General features: G+C 33.6%; 15 protein-coding genes. All 15 read right to left on the bottom strand.

Features of this window, described 5'->3' with window-relative positions:
• Window positions 1-360 (bottom strand): GreA/GreB family elongation factor (locus ABMA45_RS10720; protein ID WP_348030331.1); only part of this gene is annotated, 360 nt, incomplete at its 3' end.
• 11 nt (window positions 361-371) lie between these two features.
• Window positions 372-1,733 (bottom strand): citrate/2-methylcitrate synthase, encoded by a 1,362-nt coding sequence (locus ABMA45_RS10725; protein ID WP_022089889.1) that lies wholly within the window; start codon window positions 1,731-1,733, stop codon window positions 372-374.
• 64 nt (window positions 1,734-1,797) lie between these two features.
• Window positions 1,798-2,733 (bottom strand): diacylglycerol/lipid kinase family protein, encoded by a 936-nt coding sequence (locus ABMA45_RS10730; RefSeq protein WP_022089890.1) that lies wholly within the window; start codon window positions 2,731-2,733, stop codon window positions 1,798-1,800.
• A gap of 286 nt (window positions 2,734-3,019) precedes the next feature.
• Window positions 3,020-4,258: a glutamate-5-semialdehyde dehydrogenase gene (locus tag ABMA45_RS10735; RefSeq protein ID WP_022089891.1), complete on the bottom strand. Its 1,239-nt coding sequence runs from the start codon at window positions 4,256-4,258 to the stop codon at window positions 3,020-3,022.
• An 18-nt stretch (window positions 4,259-4,276) separates the two neighbouring features.
• The gene (gene proB, locus ABMA45_RS10740) at window positions 4,277-5,071 is read right to left on the bottom strand and encodes a glutamate 5-kinase (RefSeq protein WP_022089892.1); all 795 of its coding nucleotides are present in this window, start codon (window positions 5,069-5,071) and stop codon (window positions 4,277-4,279) included.
• 185 nt (window positions 5,072-5,256) lie between these two features.
• Window positions 5,257-6,249 (bottom strand): ABC transporter permease, encoded by a 993-nt coding sequence (locus ABMA45_RS10745; RefSeq protein WP_022089893.1) that lies wholly within the window; start codon window positions 6,247-6,249, stop codon window positions 5,257-5,259.
• Window positions 6,250-6,253: 4 nt separating this feature from the next.
• Complete coding sequence (locus ABMA45_RS10750) at window positions 6,254-7,369, bottom strand: ABC transporter permease (protein WP_022089894.1); 1,116 nt, start codon at window positions 7,367-7,369, stop codon at window positions 6,254-6,256.
• The gene (locus tag ABMA45_RS10755; RefSeq protein ID WP_022089895.1) at window positions 7,362-8,897 is read right to left on the bottom strand and encodes an ABC transporter ATP-binding protein; all 1,536 of its coding nucleotides are present in this window, start codon (window positions 8,895-8,897) and stop codon (window positions 7,362-7,364) included. The genes ABMA45_RS10750 and ABMA45_RS10755 overlap by 8 nt, the downstream gene beginning before the upstream one ends.
• Window positions 8,898-9,024: 127 nt before the next feature.
• Window positions 9,025-10,365 (bottom strand): BMP family ABC transporter substrate-binding protein, encoded by a 1,341-nt coding sequence (locus tag ABMA45_RS10760; protein ID WP_022089896.1) that lies wholly within the window; start codon window positions 10,363-10,365, stop codon window positions 9,025-9,027.
• Window positions 10,366-10,505: 140 nt separating this feature from the next.
• Window positions 10,506-11,393 (bottom strand): YitT family protein, encoded by an 888-nt coding sequence (locus tag ABMA45_RS10765; protein WP_022089897.1) that lies wholly within the window; start codon window positions 11,391-11,393, stop codon window positions 10,506-10,508.
• Between the two features lie 14 nt (window positions 11,394-11,407).
• Window positions 11,408-11,614 carry a hypothetical protein gene (locus ABMA45_RS10770; RefSeq protein ID WP_022089898.1) on the bottom strand — a complete coding sequence of 69 codons (207 nt, stop codon included), beginning with the start codon at window positions 11,612-11,614 and terminating at the stop codon, window positions 11,408-11,410.
• Between the two features lie 314 nt (window positions 11,615-11,928).
• On the bottom strand, window positions 11,929-12,081 hold the full coding sequence (locus ABMA45_RS10775; protein ID WP_022089899.1) for a hypothetical protein: 153 nt from the start codon (window positions 12,079-12,081) through the stop codon (window positions 11,929-11,931).
• A gap of 26 nt (window positions 12,082-12,107) precedes the next feature.
• A complete protein-coding gene (locus ABMA45_RS10780; protein ID WP_022089900.1) occupies window positions 12,108-14,363 on the bottom strand; it encodes a hypothetical protein in 2,256 nt (751 codons plus the stop codon).
• A gap of 416 nt (window positions 14,364-14,779) precedes the next feature.
• Window positions 14,780-15,742, bottom strand: a complete 963-nt coding sequence (locus tag ABMA45_RS10785) for a hypothetical protein (protein ID WP_348030333.1) — start codon at window positions 15,740-15,742, stop codon at window positions 14,780-14,782.
• A 243-nt stretch (window positions 15,743-15,985) separates the two neighbouring features.
• Entirely contained in the window at window positions 15,986-19,954 is a 3,969-nt protein-coding gene (locus tag ABMA45_RS10790) for a glycosyl hydrolase (protein WP_022089902.1), read from the bottom strand.
• Window positions 19,955-20,066 lie beyond the last annotated feature (112 nt).

Consider the following 20,066-nt stretch of genomic DNA (forward strand, 5'->3'; position numbering starts at 1 on the left):
AGGCGATTCATTACTGATTCGTCCACTCATGGAATCACCTCTCATTGTACTTACTATTTTGTAAGTAAGGACTTCATCATCTTCTTCAAAATAAATGTCCACAGTTTTATTCAAACCTACTTCATCTTCTTTAGAATCATCTGAAATAATAGTTGCAGTTTTAAGAAGTTTCTCTAAATATCGAATTCTGCTTTCATTTTTATTTTTAAATTGTTTTGCTGCCTTATATTCAAAATTCTCGCTCAAATCTCCCTGTGCCCTCGCAACCTTAACATCTTCAAGCGCTTCCTTTCGAACTACGATTTTTCTATGTTCTATTTCTTCTTTTATTTTTTCAATATCACTTTGTGTTAACTGCATAACTCTACCTTCTATCTGTCCTCAACTTCTATATAATCATTAAAAGCACAGTTGCTTACATAAGCAGGTCTCATAATCTTATCAGCATTAATTATTTCTTCGATACGATGTGCACTCCATCCTACAATTCTTGCGATTGCAAATATTGGTGTATATAATTCTTTAGGAATATCCAACATGCTATATACAAGTCCGCTGTAGAAATCGACATTTGCACTAACTCCCTTATAAATATGACGTTCCTCGCCAATTACTTCAGGTGCTAATCTTTCAATCATACTATATAACTTAAAGTCTTTCTGTCTATGCTTTTCTTCTGCAAGCTGTTCAACAAATCTTTTAAACACTTCTGCTCTAGGATCAGAAACAGAATAAACCGCATGACCCATTCCATATACAAGACCTTTTTTGTCAAAAGCTTCTTTATTTAATATTTTTCTTAAATACTCTTTAATCTCATGTTCGTCATCATAATGTTTGCAATTATGCTTAATATCCTGGAACATATCAACAACCTTTACATTTGCACCACCATGTCTTGGTCCCTTCAAAGAACAAAGAGCTGCTGCAATTGTTGCGTATGTATCTGAACCTGATGAAGTAACAACTCTCGTTGTGAAAGTCGAGTTATTTCCACCACCATGTTCCATATGTAAAACTAAAGCTAAATCAAGAACCTTAGCCTCTAAATGTGTATATTTCTTATCAGGTCTAAGCATTCTTAAAAGATTTTCTGCTGTAGAAAGTCCCGGAAGCGGTCTGTGAATGTACATACTCTTTCCACAATGATAGTGATTATATGCATGATATCCATACACAGCCATCATTGGGAATGTACTTATAAGTTTGACACTCTGCTGAATTACATTTTCCACTGATGTATCGGATGCATTCTTATCATAAGATGCTAATGTAAGTATACTCTTTGTCAAAGAATTCATGATATCAGCACTTGGTGCTTTCATAATTACATCCCTTACAAAGTTTGTAGGTAATTTTCTTTGTGCTGAAAGCATTTTATTAAAATCCTCTATTTCATCTTTTTTAGGTAATTTACCAAAAAGCAATAAATAAGCTGTCTCTTCAAATCCGAATCTGTTTTCTGAAATAAATCCGTTTACAAGGTCCTTTATATTATAACCTCTGTAAAATAATCTACCAGGGCATGGAACTGATTTTCCATCAATTATCTGTGTAGATTCAACACGTGAAATATTTGTAATTCCTGTAAGAACACCTTTTCCATTTATATCTCTAAGACCTCTTTTTACACCGTATTCTGCAAATAAATTCTGCTCAACTGTATCATTTTCCCCACACATTTTTGCGTACTTATCTGTAAGTGCTTTCATGTTTTCTTTATTTAATGTCATATATTGTACACTCCTTTTCTTACTAACTTTCTAACTACTTCAAATCTCGCCTTTCATATATTCTTTAATATACTAATTTAACTGCATTATGGATGACCCTGAATTTCATGTTCTTTCTGCCATCCTCTTTTTCTCCATCCAGTGACCAGTCAATATCACTACTGTCTGAAATTTTAAGTTTTGAAACTTTTAATAATCTGATATGTTTATCATATATCTGATTTGTAAGTTCATTTATAATTATTCCAAGTTCGATTAAATCCTTCGGATATTTAATTAGCAATAACTCAAATAATCCATCTGCAAAATCAACTTTTCCTTCATCAATTGTCATTACACCGCCAATTGATGTGGCATTACAAATAGCCACAAATATGTATTCGCCTTCGATTACTTCATCTTCATTTTCAATCTTTAATTTCATTCGCTTAACCTGAGTTAAATCCTTAACTCCCTCTAAAACGTAAGCAAAATGTCCAAGCAGATTTTTAATATTCTGTGGTGCTGAATATGAGGCTTTTGTAAATATTCCTGCCGATGCCGTATAGACAAAATATCTGTCATTAAATTTTCCAATATCTATATATTTTGCTTTATGAGTCACCATATGCTTTGCTGCCTCAACAGGGTCTGATGGCAAATTAAGACTGTTTGCAAAATCATTTGTTGAACCCGCCGGTATATATCCTAACGGTTTTTTAAGTCTGGCTGAACGCATTCCCGCCATAACTTCATTTAATGTACCATCTCCACCCATGCAGGCAATCATATCAACCTGACTACCAAGAGCTTTCACAATCTCTGTAGCATGTTTTTCTCTTCTTGTAAATTTTATTAACACTTCATAACCATAGTCATTAAAAATATTAATAACATCTACCAGTATATCTTCTCTCTTCTTCTGGCCTGCCTTAGGATTTACTATAAATAATAACTTCTTATATTGTTCTACAATTTCTTTCTTTTCTTCAGTAACAGTCGTTTCTTTTATATCATCCATAACCATCCTCCTGAAAAACTTCTAAATTCTATATATTTTTTGCCATGCTGTAATCATATCTGATTTTCTTAATCTGTTCATAACAAAAATCTGCTATCTAATAATTTTCAATAATAAACACCATGTCTATTATTATAAAATTAATAATTTAACAATTTATGAATATTTTGTAAAACCACCGTATTTTGTAAAATTGAAGTAAAATTCTTCAACGCTGTATTTCAATTTACTAAATTGTGGTATTAATAAACTTTATACAAATCCTTTATACTTTGACTATTGTACTTTATCTAATTTGACCTTTTCCGTATATTTTGTATTTAAACGACTGTAACTCAGGCAGCCCTATAGGTCCTCTTGCATGAAGCTTCTGAGTTGAGATTCCAATTTCAGCTCCAAATCCAAATTCTCCACCATCTGTAAATCTTGTACTTGCATTTACATAAACAGCCGCTGAATCTACTTCATTTAAGAACTTCTCTGCTGTTTCTTTATTCTCAGTAACGATACATTCACTATGATGTGTGCTGTATTTGTAAATATGGTCAATTGCCTCATCCACACTATTTACAATCTTTACTGACATTTTATAATCGAGATATTCTGTGCCCCAGTCATCAGCTGTAGCTTCTTTTATATCAGGAGCAATTGCTCTTGAATCTTTATCACCTATCAAAACAACATCCTTTGTATCAAGTCTCTGTTTAATTCTTGTAAGAGCTTCCTTTGCAATATCCTTATGTATCAAAAGACTTTCTGCAGCATTGCAAACCGATGGTCGCTGAGTTTTTGCATTAAATACAATATCTACGGCCTTATCTAAATCTGCATCTTTATCAACATAAATATGGCAGTTACCAACTCCGGTTTCTATTACAGGAACCGTTGCATTTCTAACTACTGCCTGAATAAGACCTGCACCACCTCTTGGAATTAACACATCAACGTATTTGTTCATTGTCATTAACGCTGTAGCGCTTTCTCTGCTTGTATCTTCAACTAACTGAATTACGTCTTCATTCATGCCTACGCTTTTAACTGCATCACGCATAGCTGATGTAATCATCTTATTTGAATTGATGGCTTCTTTTCCTCCACGAAGAATTACTGTATTTCCAGACTTAAGGCAAAGAGCTGCAGCATCACTTGTTACATTTGGTCTTGCCTCAAATATTACAGCTATTACTCCTAAAGGAACTGAAACCTTTTCTATTTTAAGACCATTAGGTCTTACTGTCGTATTTAAAATTTTACCAACCGGGTCAGGAAGTTTTACTATATCTTCTACGCCCTTTGCCATTCCTTTTATTCTGTCGGCATTAAGCATAAGTCTGTCAAGAATTCCATCTGACAAACCATTTTTCTTTCCATTTTCCAAATCAATTGCATTAGCTTCTACGATTTTTTCTGTATTATCAATCAAAGCTTTAGCAATTGCAGTAAGAATTTTATTTTTTTCTTCTGTTGTGGCAACACTAAGTTTACGCTCAGCTTCTTTTGCCTTTACACCCAATTCTTCCAACATACCTTAGTCCTCCATAATTTACTTTTTGTTCTTAGCAACGAAGAAAGTTCCAACCTGATGTCCTTCTAATACCTTATAAATGTTATCTGCATCAAATCCGTTAATTATAATTGTATCAATGCCGGCTTCTGTTGCAATCTGTGCTGCAATAAGTTTAGTAATCATTCCACCTGTTCCAAACTTAGAGCCTTTTCCTCCTGCTATTTCAAATAATCCTTCTGTAATTTCTTCAACCACAGGAATAATTCTTGCATCTTCATTTTCATTAGGATTATCATCATACAATCCATCTATATCTGTTAATATTAATAACGCATCTGCTTTAACTAATTTAGCAACAATGGCTGAAAGACTGTCATTATCACCGTACACAATTTCTTCTACTGCTACTGCATCGTTTTCATTAATAATCGGAATTGCTCCATATTCAAATGTCTTTTCAAATGCATTTATCAAATTGTTATGACATTCTTCATGCTCAACGTCTCTCTTTGTAATAAGGAACTGACCTGTTGCATGACCAAATTCGCCAAACATCTTGTCATACATAAACATTAATTCACATTGTCCTACAGTAGCTGCTGCCTGCTTTCCTGCTGTATCTGTCGGTCTATCCTTTAATCCTAATTTTCCTACACCTACACCAATCGCTCCTGAAGTTACAAGTGCCACCTCAATACCAGAATTTACAATATCCGAAATCACCGCAACTAACGCTTTCATTCTTCTGATATTTGTCTTACCTGTTGAATGAGTTAATGTTGATGTTCCCACTTTAATTACAATTCTTTTTGCGTCCTTTAATGTTGCCATTTCTCTTCTCCCATTGTTTTATGTTTCTTCATTTTTTCGCATATGTTGTTTATTTTACCACAAATTAGGGATAAATAGAAGATTTCAGGGGGGTTTTCTTTATTATAAAAAGAACTATTTAACAATTTACTATAATAATTGCTAAATAGTTCTTATATTTTACTTCATCTTATTTTTCTATTTTACTATCTTTCTTCTCTAAAATATGATAATCCAAGACTTGCAGGTGCCTGATTATCTTTGCTCTTACGCATACTTGAAATAATCAAAACAAGTATTGTAATTACATAAGGAATCATCTTTGCAAGGTCTGTGTTTACCTTTATACCAATTACTTTTGGAAGGAACTGATATGCCCAGTAGCATAACCCAAATAAATATGAGCCCCATATTGCATGTACAGGTCTCCATCTTACGAATATAACCAATGCTACAGAAAGCCATGCAAGGCTTTCAATCGCTGTTCCTGATGCAGTAGCCCATGTTCCTTTACTGTAATCTAAAATGTAGTAAACGCCACCAAGACCTGTAATTCCTGAGCCAATACATGTTGCAAGATATTTATATTTTGTTACGTTAATTCCTGCTGCATCTGCTGTTGCCGGATTTTCACCTACTGCTCTAAGATTTAATCCTGTTCTTGTTTTTGTTAAAAACAATGTTGCACAGATGGCAACTATTAATGCAAGATACATCATAAATCCATATGAAAATAATATATCACCGACTACACCTAATTTATCACTTAAGAATGGTATTCTTGCTCTAAAAATCTTTGTAGCAAAATCAGCCTTTGTTGATACTGCTCCCTTTGGAATTACATATGTTCCAAAGAATTTTCCAAGGCCTACACCAAATATTGTAAGTGTTAATCCTGTTACGTTCTGATTTGCATGAAGAGTTGTTGTCAGGAAACTATAAATAAGTCCGCCTAATGCTGAAACTATAAATGCTGTTCCTAAAGCAACTAATATGCACATAAACGCATTTGGATTTCCAACTGATGTTTCATAAAGATAAGCTCCAACAAAGCCGAAAGCTCCTCCCATACACATAATACCCGGTGTTCCCAAATTAAGATTTCCTGCTTTTTCCGTAAGGGTTTCGCCAACAGCGCCAAATAATACTATTGAACCAAACACTACTGCAATATTAATCCATGATATTAAATTTGCCATCTGATTACGCCTCCTTACTTTCTTTTTTAGGGAAGTTTAATTTATAATTAATGAAAAATTCACTTCCAATTATGAAGAATAATACAATACCAATTACAATCTTAGAAGCATTTGCATCAAATCCTACAAACGTATCTGCGATATGAGCTGTTCCTTTTTCAAGGAATACTATAAGTAACGCAATTGCTATCATTATTGCTGTGTTAAATTTTGCAAGCCATGCTACGATAATGGCCGTAAAGCCATAACCACCTGCTGTTGAATCAGATGCAATTGAATGGTCCTGACCCGATACTGTTAAAAATCCACAGATACCACATACTGCACCTGAAATAAGCATTGTTCTGATAATTACTTTTTTAACATCAATTCCTGCATATCTCGCTGTATTTTCTGATTCACCTACTACTGCTATTTCATAACCATGCTTTGTCTTCTTTAAATAAATATACATTAATACGGTTATTATCAATACAACTGTTACAATTATGTTATTTGAACTTCCATTATATTCAGGAAGGTATCCTGCTTTTGTTCCCGGATTAAGCATTCCAAGAGAAGCCTTTGAGCCTTTCCATATGTTGTAATAATAATCAACTAACTGCATTGCAACGTAATTCATCATTAAAGTAAAAAGTGTTTCATTTACATTCCACTTTGCTTTAAATATTGCAGGTATCAATCCCCAGATTGCACCCATTACAACTGATGAAACAATCATAAGTGTAAATAATAATGGTGTTGATAATGTTGAAAAATTAACCATTACTATCGCTGTTGATAAAGCACCCATTAACACCTGGCCTTCAGCACCGATATTCCAGAATTTCATTTTAAATGCAGGTGCAAGCGCTACTGCTATGCAAAGCAATTTTGCAGTAAAGAAAATCGTTCCTTTTCTATAGTACATATTGCTAAATACGCCTTCCCACATAAGACCGAATGTTTCTCCCGGTCCAATTCCCGTAAGGCTGAATACAAATATCGTAACTACTACAAGAGACAATAAAACTGCTATAATTCTTACTGCCCACTTCTGCCATGTTGGTATTACATCTCTTTTTGTTACTCTTACAAGAGGTTCCTTTACTTTCGTTACCTGATTTGGCTTATTACTCATTATCGGCACCTCCATTCTGCAAATTTGTCATAAGTAATCCTACTTCTTCTTTTGTTGTCTTTCTTGCATCAAGAATTCCATTTTCTTTTCCGCCACACAAAACAAGAATTCTATCTGATAAGGCAAGCAATACATCTAAATCTTCTCCAACATAGATTACTGCAACACCTTTCTTTTTCTGTTCATTTAACAAATCATAAATTGTATATGATGTATTAATATCAAGTCCACGAACTGCATATGCCGTCATCAAAACAGATGGTGCATTTGCTATTTCTCTTCCTACTAATACTTTCTGAACATTTCCACCTGACATTGTTCTTACAGGGGCATTTATGCTTGTTGTCTGAACATTTAAAGTCTGTTTAATTCTTTCAGAAAGTTTCTTAGGCTCTTTATTTGATATGAAAAATTTCTTTCCTTCATCATAACTTCTCAAAAGCATATTTTCAGGCATTCCCATTGAACCTACAAGTCCCATTCCAAGTCTGTCTTCAGGAACAAATGACAAAGCAACACCACATTCTCTAATCTGTCTTGGTGACTTTTCCAAAAGACTTTCTTTTTCTCCCTGATGATTAACATATGTTATCTTGCTACCATCTTCTGTTTTCTGCAGTCCTGCAATTGCTTCTAACAATTCTTTCTGACCGCATCCTGAAATTCCGGCAATTCCTAATATTTCACCGCTATAAGCATCAAATGATACATCGTCTAATATATTAATTCCATCCGGACTTTTACAACTTAAATGTGACACTTCAAGTCTTACCTCTTTATTTTCCACTTCCGGTCTTTCTATGTTTAGTTCTACTTTTTCTCCCACCATCATTTCTGTAAGTGAAAGTTCTGTAGCATCCTTTGTTTCTACAGTTCCTACATAATCGCCTTTTCTTAAAATGGCAACTTTATCAGAAATCTCTAATACTTCGTTAAGTTTATGAGTAATGATAATAATTGATTTTCCATTTTCTTTCATATTACGCATTACTTTAAATAACTTTTCTGTTTCCTGTGGAGTTAATACTGCTGTAGGCTCGTCAAGTATTAAAACATTTGCGCCACGATACAATACTTTTACTATTTCTAATGTCTGTTTCTGTGCAACTGACATATTATATACTTTCTGATTTGGGTCTACTTCAAATCCATATTTATCACAAATTTCTTTTATTTTATCTATTACATTTTTAAGCGGCTCTTTTTCTTTTAAACCTAATATTATGTTTTCGGCAGCTGTAAATACATCAACTAATTTAAAATGCTGATGAACCATTCCCACTCCGAGTTCCATTGCATCATGTGGTGAACGAATTGTTGTTTCTTTTCCATCTATTAATATTTTTCCGCTGTCAGGAAAATAAATACCTGAAAGCATGTTCATAAGAGTTGTTTTTCCACTTCCGTTTTCACCTAATAGAGATAAAATTTCACCATACTCTAAGTCAATGCTTACATTATCATTTGCAATAGCATGACCAAAAGTTTTAGTTATATTTTTCATCTGAACAGCATATTTTTGTTCCACTTTTGTTTCTCCTTGTATCATTAGATTTTCTTAGTAAAAATGGGACTGTCGCTTCAACGATTTATATTTAATAACCGCTAAAGCGACAGTTCCTTTTTTATGTCTTATATAATTATGTCTGATTTGATTACTTATTCAATTCTGTAATTCCATCAATTCTAATCTGGAAATATGGAGCTGAACGGAATGATGATTCATCAAAGTATGTTGCACCGTTGTCATCTTTTACAATTGCTTCAACTGTATCTCCCTTGTATGTTACATCTCCTGTTGCAAAATCAATGATTGATAAATCAATCTTATTTGATGTAACAGCTCCGTTATCATCGATTTCAAGGTTTAAACCATTGTCCTCATTCTTCTTAACATTCTTTCCTGTTACTGTGAATTTAGATGTATCAAATACATGTAATGAGCCATCCTTTAACGCTGCTTCTACTTCAGCAACCTTTTCTGCTGTTCCTTCTGCACAAGAATCACCTAATTTAGTGATTGCTACTGCATCTGCATCATATCCTTCAGCCCAGTTCTGAGGAATTTCTTTTCCATCTTCATAAGCCTTGAATAATGTTGTGTAGTATGCTGTCCAATTATTTGTAGCACTTGTTAAAGCTGCTGTCTTAGCTACGTCTAACATGTCTACATTGTATCCAACTGAGAATGCTACTGTGTTACTGCTATCCTGTGCTGCCTGAACTGCACTTGGAGCACCTGTTGAATCTGCATGCTGTCCGATGATAACACATCCGTCGGCCATTAATGATTCAGCTGCTGCACCTTCACCTTCAATATCAAACCATGAATCAGTATAACTTACTTCCATTGCTACTTTATCATATACTGATTTAATTCCTAAATAAAATGCTGTATAGCCTGATACAACTTCTGCGTATGGATATGCACCAACATAACCAACTTTTACATTTCCATCTGCATCATATCCTGTTGCCGGAATCTTATCTTCATTAACGAGTTCTGCAATCTTCATACCTGCAACTACACCTGATACATAACGTGATTCATATAACTTTGTAAATGCGTTGTAGAAATTGTCACATCCTGAAATTGCTGCATAATCACCTGTCATAGCTACAAAATCAACATCTGTATACTTCTGAGCTGCTGCATACATGTAATCCTGATGTCCGTATGAATTAGAAATAATCAATTTACATCCCTGAGCTACTAACTGGTCTGCTGCCTTACTAACCTCATCTGATTCAGAAATGTTGTACTTCCATACAATATCACTATCAGATATTCCCAATTCTTTAGCTGCTTCCTTGATCCCGTTAATATGAGCTAATGTGTATCCTTCTGTTTCATCTCCAAGAAGAATTGCGCCAATCTTCTTAGCTGAGCTCTTATCACTACCTGAACCATTGTCAACTCTTTCTGCCTTCTGACCACAACCAACAAGGGCTATTGTCATTGCGCACACAAGCACTAAACTTAATAGTTTCTTCATTTGCTTTGTTCCTCCATCATAAAAAAATAATTTCTTTCTTATTAGAAAAAATACGTTTTTATTTTATCGCATACTTTTGTTATTTGTAAACAAAATTTTACTAAATTTACTTTAATTTCTTACAAAATTAAGTTTTTTCTTCACATTTCCACATCCGTGTGTCCTTTAAATCCCTCACCAAACACTTCTGTAGCGGAAGAAACTATCATAAAAGCTTCCGGATCAACTTCACTTACAAGATTTCTTACCTTTGTAAGATTCTGTTTATGCATAACGCACATAATAACTTCTGTATTTTCCATGTTATATGCGCCCTTTCCTTCGACTAATGTGACACCCATATTAAGTTCGACCATCATTCTTGTAGCTATTATTTTTCGCTTATTGCTTACTATATAAACTAACTTCGCTTCATCGCTTCCATATAGAACCTTGTCCAAAATATAAGTCGATACAACAATCGCAACTCCTGCATACATTGACACTTCTATATCTTTAAAATACAATGCTGCCGCTGCTAAAATAAGTCCATCAATTATCAGATACATTTCACCGGATTTAACCTGCCTGTATTTTTGACGCAAAACTTTAATTATTATATCGATACCGCCTGTCGTGGTTTCCATTCTAAGACAAAGTCCCATTCCTGCTCCCATCAAAGTACCACCTACCAAAGCAGCAAGAATTTTGTCATGGGTTATCACATAGCCCATTCTTTCAAACACTTCCATAAATGCTGAAGAAACCACAAGTGTATATAATGTCGACAGAGTAAATCTTGCTCCAAATTTCCATGCACCTAAAATCATTATAGGTATATTCATAATCACAATTAAAGTACCTAATGTTATTGGTATAATTCTTGTCAAAATTACTGCCGCACCTGTAAGTCCTCCAGGTGCTAAATTATTAGGATCTAAAAACATAGAAATCCCTACCGCATATATGCACGCTGCAAAAGTAATGACTATATATCTTCCTATAAACTTTGCTATTTTTTTGTTTTTTTCTTTATTTTCTATTTTCACTTTTCACCACTTTTTTACAATTCAAACTCATCATCGTCATCAAGAATCATTGTTGGCACTGCACATGCCATTGAATTCATTGAACAATCTGCTGTTCCATTAACAATTTCTTTTTTCGTTGCATTCTTGTCCTCAACCTTTACATTAATATGTCCCTGTCCTTTAGCTACTCCTGCATCTAACATTGCTACAATGTCATCAATCATCTTATCATTATCCATTTCAATTGCCTCCTTTAATTTCACTTTATTATGATACCTTTATTGTATATAATTGCTTAGAATTCAATAATTACCTGAAATTAAATACTTACTAAACAATTCTTATGGCATCTTTTATCTTAAGCATTACTTATTAATAATATTTAACTTTTTTATAAGTTTTATTAATAAATTTTGTTTGCTTATCAAGTATTAGTATAACACACTATTCAAGTCTTTAGGACTCAGATAACAAATTTCAAATTAATTTTCTATATAAAAAAGATGCTTTCCAAAAATTTCGAAAAGCATCTTTTTTATTAATTTATTTAATTTTAATAGAATTCTGACCAGATATAATTTCCATTTTCATCTACCGCATCTTCATTGGCTCCTAATCCGTCTCCACCCATGCCACTTGTCGTAATGACATCTTTTGTATCAAATTCTATTATATCCATCTCAGGACTAATATATTTTTTCTTCATCTAAAACTTCCTCCACTATCAAATTATTAATTAGCGCTATTTCCTTTTGCATAAGCATCTACAATCTCTTTCTGTTCTTTAGTGTAATTATTTTGGTATTTTTCTGACTGCTGAACACTTTTAGCAACTGTTGAAGCTGATCTAATATTGTCTCCTTTTTCATTTACTGATGCAAATATTGTTTTTTCAGTATTGTCATTATATTTGATAGTAACATATCCTACACCAACAAATTCTGTATCATAATTTGACTTATTGAGTTTTACAATTGATCCACAGAAATTACCAGTTTTTCCTTCATACCAACCACTATTTACAATATCTAACTTTGTCTTAGTATCATCTTTAACAAAGTTTTCATCAATATTGGCATCGCCTAATATTTCTGTTCTTGTTATTATTGTTCCAGTTGTTACTTTTGCACTTTCAAGTACACTAAGGTCGTTATTACCAGATGTAATATTTGTCTGGAATCTTAATCCTGTTGGAGCCGAAAGTCTAATGCTTGCACCTTTTAACATCTTAACATCTAAATTGATAGTTGTTAAATCAATATCTTTATTTAATTCAATTGTTGCACCTGGAAGATATGCAATATCATTTGTTTTGTCATAATAACCCTGTTCATTATTACCACATTTATACTCAACTACATCAGTAGCTACATTTTTTCCATCAAGTGTTACTTTATATGTTGCTTTCGGTCCTTCAACCTTTAAAATAAATGTAAGTGCTGTACCACCTGTGAGTGTAATCATATGATACTGTGTTTTGCCAACTGGTGCATCCAATAATGTAGCATCAACATAGACACAGTCAGCACCACCAATATATACTTTTGTGCTTCTAGCATCTTTTGCATTGATGTATTCAACACCATCGATGATAACAGATTTTGCGTCTCCATGAACTACACCAAATACAGCCTTAGCATTCATAATATCAGAGATGTTCCACTTATTTGAAGCACCTGCTGCATAGCATCCATCCATACCACCGTTTGTAGATGTTGTAACTGTAGCATCCTTAAATACCTTTGAACCATTTGCTGTTGTTCCAGCCATCTGTGTCCATTCTGCTACTGTAGCAGGATCAATTGTATCCTGTGTTGCAGGAGCTGTTGCATCCACAGCTAGAGGTTCTTCAACTTTAATACCAAAAGTATTTGTTTTGCCATCACTCATAACAATTGTAACAACATTGATTCCTTTATTTAAGAACTCTGTTGAAACTTCTGTACAGTCTCCCTGACAATTAAGTGCTGTTGATGGATTAGCATATTCTGTTCCATTAATCCAAACGCTTTTTACATCTCTCTGCTGGAATGTAAATGAAGCTGCATCATCTGAAAGGATACAAGCTGTACGTTCATTGTGATATGCTGCTGCACTATGTGGTGCATAAATACCATACCATACTGCCTGGCTTAATGTATGATCTGAGTTGATAAAGTATCTATTATCAACTGATCCTGCTTTTGTTGAAAGTTCTGCCCATGTTGCATTGCTAAAGTCAGCTTTTGTGTGTTCTTCAGGCGCTTTATCAGGCTCTGTCGGTTCCGTTGTTGTTTCCGGTTCCTGATATGCTGTTGTTGTGTTATTTGTAATTGCAATCTCCTCACCATTAGCATCAATAGCTTTTACAACGAGATTGTATGTAACACCCTGTTTAATTGTAACATTTGTCCAATCTGTTGTTGAACTGTCACTAGTCTTCATTAATTCATTTGTATCTGCATTGTACACTTCATATTTTGCTGCGCCACTAATAAGAGACCATTTTAAGTATGCAATACCTGTTTCATAACGTTCAACTTTTAAATTTAAGTTTGTGTTAACTACTTTTTCAGTTGTTACTGCATTTGAAGTACCACTTGCCACTACATTTCCTTCAGCATCTAAATACTGAACTGTAAGAACATATGTACCACCATTTGATACATCTATTGAATTGTCATTAGACTTTGCAACAGTATCTAATGCAGTTCTCTTTTCTGTTGGATTTGCCTGTGTCCAGCACCATCCATTTGCAGCTTTTGCCCAATGAGCACTGTCTAACTGAATGTTATCCGCCTCGTTGATAAAGTATGCAAGTGTTGCGAACTCAACGTCAGGCTGTGACCACTTTGCATTAATCATGTTATTTTCTACTGAAGCGGTAACCTCTATATTTGGTGTTTCCTCCTCTTCCGCTTTTGCTGTCGTATTATAAACAGTGATTGATGTAACAATCATTGCTAATGTCAATACAACTGATAATATTTTTTTTAAAGTTTTGTTCATTACACTTTCCTCCTCTTTTTGAACTAAAGATAGTATAACACTGGCATTTTCCACAAACAATACCATCAACAAATGAAACTTTTTTTATTTTTTAACAAAATAATTCGTTCATTTTTCTCTTAAAGCCTTTATTTTTGCACATTTGATTATGATAAAAATGTTTTTATTTGTTTTTATCGCACAAAAATATTTATGATTATATTTTTAACATTTTCATAAATCCAATTATTTTTAAGTCCTATTTCAGTTCCTAAAAAAGTACCTATTTTACTAATATTTACTGCTTTTTCAGTATTATCACTTTACTTTTAAAAACTTGGTTTATTTTATTCTATTATGTTTTTACGCAACAAAAAATGTACATTCAAGCAAAATTTGTATCATTTTTATATAATGCCTGTTTGTACATTTTTTCTTTATTTTTTCTTTAGCATCTTATAAACTTCATCCGCATTGATGTCATGTCCGTTTTCTTTTATTACATTGGCTATTTTTTCTATCGTTCCCTTATCTTCTTCTAAATCTTCAGCGATTTCTTCAATGCTTTTTCCTTTTTGCATCTTTTTATTTACCATAGATATTAACATTAACATTTCACCTTGCTTCAATCCTTGCTTCAATCCTTGCTCTATTCCAGCCTTTTCCCCATCACGATATGCGTCTCGTCTTACATAGCCCATTGTTTCTTCTTCATCATATTCCGTTAACAAACTCATAATTACCTCCGCCTTATGCTCTGTTAGGAAGTCTTGTAATATGTTATTTTTTATGCAGTAGGACACTGCATTTTCAACTGCTTCTTCCACCGAGTCATACTTCTTTTGATTTTCATTGATTCTGTCTATCAGTATAACATATTCCTTTAAAATTTGGCACTTGGATAATAATTCTTCATTATGTCCTTTGTTTATGTTAAGCACTGTTGCTGTCCATTCAAACTGACCTTCGTTCTGTAATGCTGAAAATGCATCTGATAGCCTCAATATTACTTTGTCTTTTATTTTCCGTTTTCCATTATACAACACGTAATACTGCGGCGTCGGTATTTTTATAAGCTTTTCGCTGTATATGTTAAGCTTATTTGCCTTTATGTATTTTGAAAATAGTCTTGCGCTGTAAAGAATTCCTCTTAGAGGCATGTTCGGATTCCACGTGCTTTGTTGCTCATACATTGCCATATTGCTTTGTATGATGCACGACACGTCATTTTTCATTCCCATATATATGGTGTCTTCAATTGTGTTAATTTCAAGTTCATTCTCATCTTCGTAATTCGTTCCATTCAGTGCATTAAATAATTCAAGTAAGTTTTTCTTATACTTCGTATATCCAAATAGCATGCAAAAAATCCTGTCTTTATACTTTCTGTTTATTCCCACCTTTATACCTCCTCGTCAAAGTAGTATTAGTTGCTTATTGTATGTGTTTCTTTTAATTATACATACTGTATGAGATATTTCAAGCATTTTATTTATAATCCGAGAATTGGCAAATAAAATAGTGCCATCTTGCAATGAAGCATGGCACTATTCTATATTTTTTTGTAATTATGTAATTATTTACACTACATTTTTAATTTCTAAACAACTTTTATTTCTAGAAATTTTTTATTCTTAAACTTCTTATTTCTTAACAACTTTTTTCTTAGTCCATTTGCCATAGATACGTTTATTATCAACGATTCTATATGCTCTGGCTTTAACGTAAAGTTTCTTTGCTTTTGCTAAGTTTTTACTTGAAACCTTAAAGATATAAGATTTCTTATTTTTCTTAACAAGTTTTGTCATTGTAGCTTTTTTGGCAAATTTCTTTGAAGATGAAAGTTTTACCTGATAGCCTGAAATATTGTTAATTTTCTTAAATGTAATTATTAACTTCTTTACAGATGCTTTCTTTGTAATTTTTGCACTCTTAATCTTTGCTTTGCTAACTTTTACAGCCTTTGCCTGATTCTGGCCATTTATTGTATCCTGACTTGTAACTGTTGTCTTAGCAAAATCATCTTTCCTAGTTGTTGTATCTGATGACTGAGCTTTTGTTGTTTCGCCCTGTCCATTGTTTGTTGTCACTTCACCAGGTGTTTCACCCTTTCCTGTTGTCTCACCAGGATTATCTGACTTAGTTGTTGTCACTTCATTTTTAGTAGTTGTTTCCGGCTTAGTTGTTGGTTCTTTTTCACCTGTAACTTTTATTGTTGAAGAAATACCTTTTGACTCTTTTCCATTTAATACTGCTTTGACTTCTACAGTACGGGTTCCGGCATAAATCTTATCAATTGTATAATTTCCTGCTGCAACTGATGATAATTTTAATGTTCCATCAACATATACATTGTACAACTGACCTTTATCATTCTGTTCCTGTGTTGCCCTAAATGTAACTGAAATCACATTATCTGCAGGCGTTCCTAAAACAAGGCCTGTTGCATCTGTAGGTGCATTTTCATCAACTGTTGTTTCTTCCTGTTCACTTTCATAATCTGATAAATCAGGAGCTGTAGTAGGCTTTCCATATTTTACAAGAATATAAACCTGCTTATTGCCACTAACAAGTTTAATTGTGTTATATGTATTTTCAGTCAACGTATTTTTAACAGAAAATTTGAATACTCCGTTAAGCGTACTTAATGACTTTTTATTCAAATAAGCATTCGTATTTTCTGATGTATAGATTCCCTGATATTCCATGTAAAATGTATCATTTGCATCCAATAATTTGACACCTGCATTGAAATCATTTCTTAGCACTCTATATGAAATTTCAACTCCGTTAGATACTCCAAGCGACGTATATTCACTATCATCTTCATACTCCTTAGTTGTTTCTATCTCTGTAATATCATAGTAAAGTTTCAATACAAGTGAACCATCTTCTGCAATTACGCCACTCTGAACTGTGCCCTCTACTTCAGGGTTAAATTTGTATCCCTGATATGTATTTGCTATAGCTGTTACTTCATTTCCAATCTTTCCTGACTTCTTTTCTGTATTAACAAGTGTATAGTTTCCATTTCCATCTGACAAATAATGTTCAACCTTATATGTTGATTTTGTTGTGACTTCTCCATCGCCTGTTGTTGTCATTGAATGTGGTTTTGCAACTATTTCTGTTCCATCTGAGAATGAAACTTTAACATCTTCATCTGTTGTGTTATATGCTACATATGTCATTTCGCCACCTTCAGTTTTAAATGCACACGCAAGCGGATTATCACTTGTAACTGTCAAATCAGGTGTACCATTTTTCTGCATTGCCATAATCCAATTAAATGCATGGGCTTTCGATTCACCTGCTTCCGGGTCACATTGTTCATCAAAATACTCCAACGCTTTGTCAGGGTCTGCCATTGCAAGATATTCACTCCAAATTTCATTCCAACGCTTTGGATTTTTTTCATTTTTACCATTATAATTCTTTTCATTTCTTTCTGCTGTTTTCCAGTTTGTTAAAATGAAGTCCTTATTAGCTGCTGCATAAAATGAAGCAGGAGTCATAGGTAAAATGTTAATTCCCTGTATCTGTAAAGGTTCATCAGTCCACCATGCGGCATAAGTATATTTTCCACCCCATACCATTGATGCCTGACTATATTTAGCGTTTTCGCCTTTTCCTTCTGTATACTGTTCATCTAAAATATCGCCATCAGTATCAAACCAGTAGCAATTTACTGAAGATACTTCTGTTGCATATAAGTACATTCCAAGTGATGTCAATTCTTTATTGCCTGTAGCCTGACCATATAAAATAAGTCCTGCCCATGCATTAATTGCTTCTGAACTTGATTCCTGGTTATTTCCATCACCAAAGTTTGCATGACCTGATGCCCATGAATGTCCTTCATATGTTGAAAAATATCTTAAAAATGGATATCTTGAATTTGAATTATTTTCTTCATATGTTGCAAAATCTCCAATTATTTCATTAATTACATTTTGATATTTCTGAATAAATTCAGGGTCACGCATTGCTACCTGAGCTGCTGCATTTACAAAATATCCGTAATGGAAATGATGATCTGTCATACCATCTACTGTATAGTAAGCCTGAGGGAATCCAAATAAACTTCCAACCTCTTTATCATAATAAAAATATTTGTCATCATCTTCACCGTCTGCTGTAAACCAATCAGCCAATTCATTTTCTATACCTTTTAATAATTTATCAGCTGATTGTGTATCTCCACAAGCTTCTGCTGCTTCCATAACCTGAATTGCACGATTCAATTTCTTACCTGTGTCGTATGTGTTTACTTCATATGACTCTTTTGTAAGTCCACCATCATCTGTAGGACCATATACATCCATAAAATCATTTACATACTGTCTAAGTGTAGCTTTGTCTGACTCATCAATACCCGGTAATGTTGGAAGAATTCCTGTATATTGTAATGTAGTCTGATAAGAATCACCAATCAAATACTTCATTGTTCCTCTGATTGTTCTTGCAGTATAATCCATGTAGTCATATCCGCTCATATTCTTATACTGATGTGGCAAAATTCCCATTACAGTACCATCTGCTCTACTTTCAGCCTTTTTATCAACTGTATATTTGTATGTTGTCTTAATTTCAGCACCATTCTGTGTAAATGATGTTTTTGTACCTGTTATAAAATTATAAGCATATGGTGCAAATGCATCTTTAACTTTCTGCGCATCTGCATCCTTCTTTCCATTTGATTCCAATAACCATGCCATAGACATATAAGTTCTATCTGATGGTAATGTGAATGTCAAATCACCCATTTTGTTATCAGCATATTTTGCTGTTGCATCTGTCTGTGATACTTTTGTACCTTCAGGCAAATATACTGCATAGTAATCATAATCACTATATCCTGATATTAAATCTGCATTATCATATACTCTGATAATTAACTGTGTTGAATCTTCTAATGTAGTTCCGTTGTAGTATGCAACTTCACTAGGAAGTGTTCTAGGTCTTTGTAATGTAATTGTATTTCCACCTTCAACCTGGAAATATGCAAATGGGCTTCCCTGTACCATTGTTGTCTTCAAATACTGTGAAGAATCATTTGCATTTTCCATTACAACGTCTGTTAACCACTCATCTGATTTGTCAACTTTTGTACTTGCAAATGTATAGTCTGTACCTACAATAAAATCAGACATTGTTCCCATACTGTTCATCGACATTACAACAGTCTGTGTATATGTATCTTTTATAATCAAAGTAGATGGTTTCGACACATACATTCCATTTGTATTACCACAATATGCCATAGGTATTGCATAAGCACATTCCCCAAATGCTGATGTACTGTAATTCCATAACATTGATGATGAAAAACCACCAACATCTATTGCATTTGTGTTTGCATCATAATTGTCTGTTGTAAATCTGTAAGTTCCCTGATTTGCCCTTGTTGGCAACTTATCTAACAACATTTTGTTTGTCTGTACAACATCTTTATTTCCATCCCAATAAGACCATGTACCTGTTACTTCTTTAGCAATACTTCCTAACTGCTCTGCCTGAACTTTTTTCGTACTTTCAGGTGCTGTAATCGGTGTTGCTACCATTGTTGCTGTAAGCAAAACTGCAACTGATTTTTTTAATTTACCTTTCATCCGCTTCCTCCTTTGTTGTATGTATTTATTAGGATTGTAAGAGTTCGTAGTATGTAACAATCCTTAAAATTTCTTTATATCTTTGTAGCAAAAAGGTGCTTTCCGGTAAAGG

The sequence above is a fragment of the Eubacterium sp. CAG:156 genome (assembly GCF_000434315.1).
GTDB lineage: Bacteria > Bacillota > Clostridia > Lachnospirales > Lachnospiraceae > Eubacterium_U > Eubacterium_U album.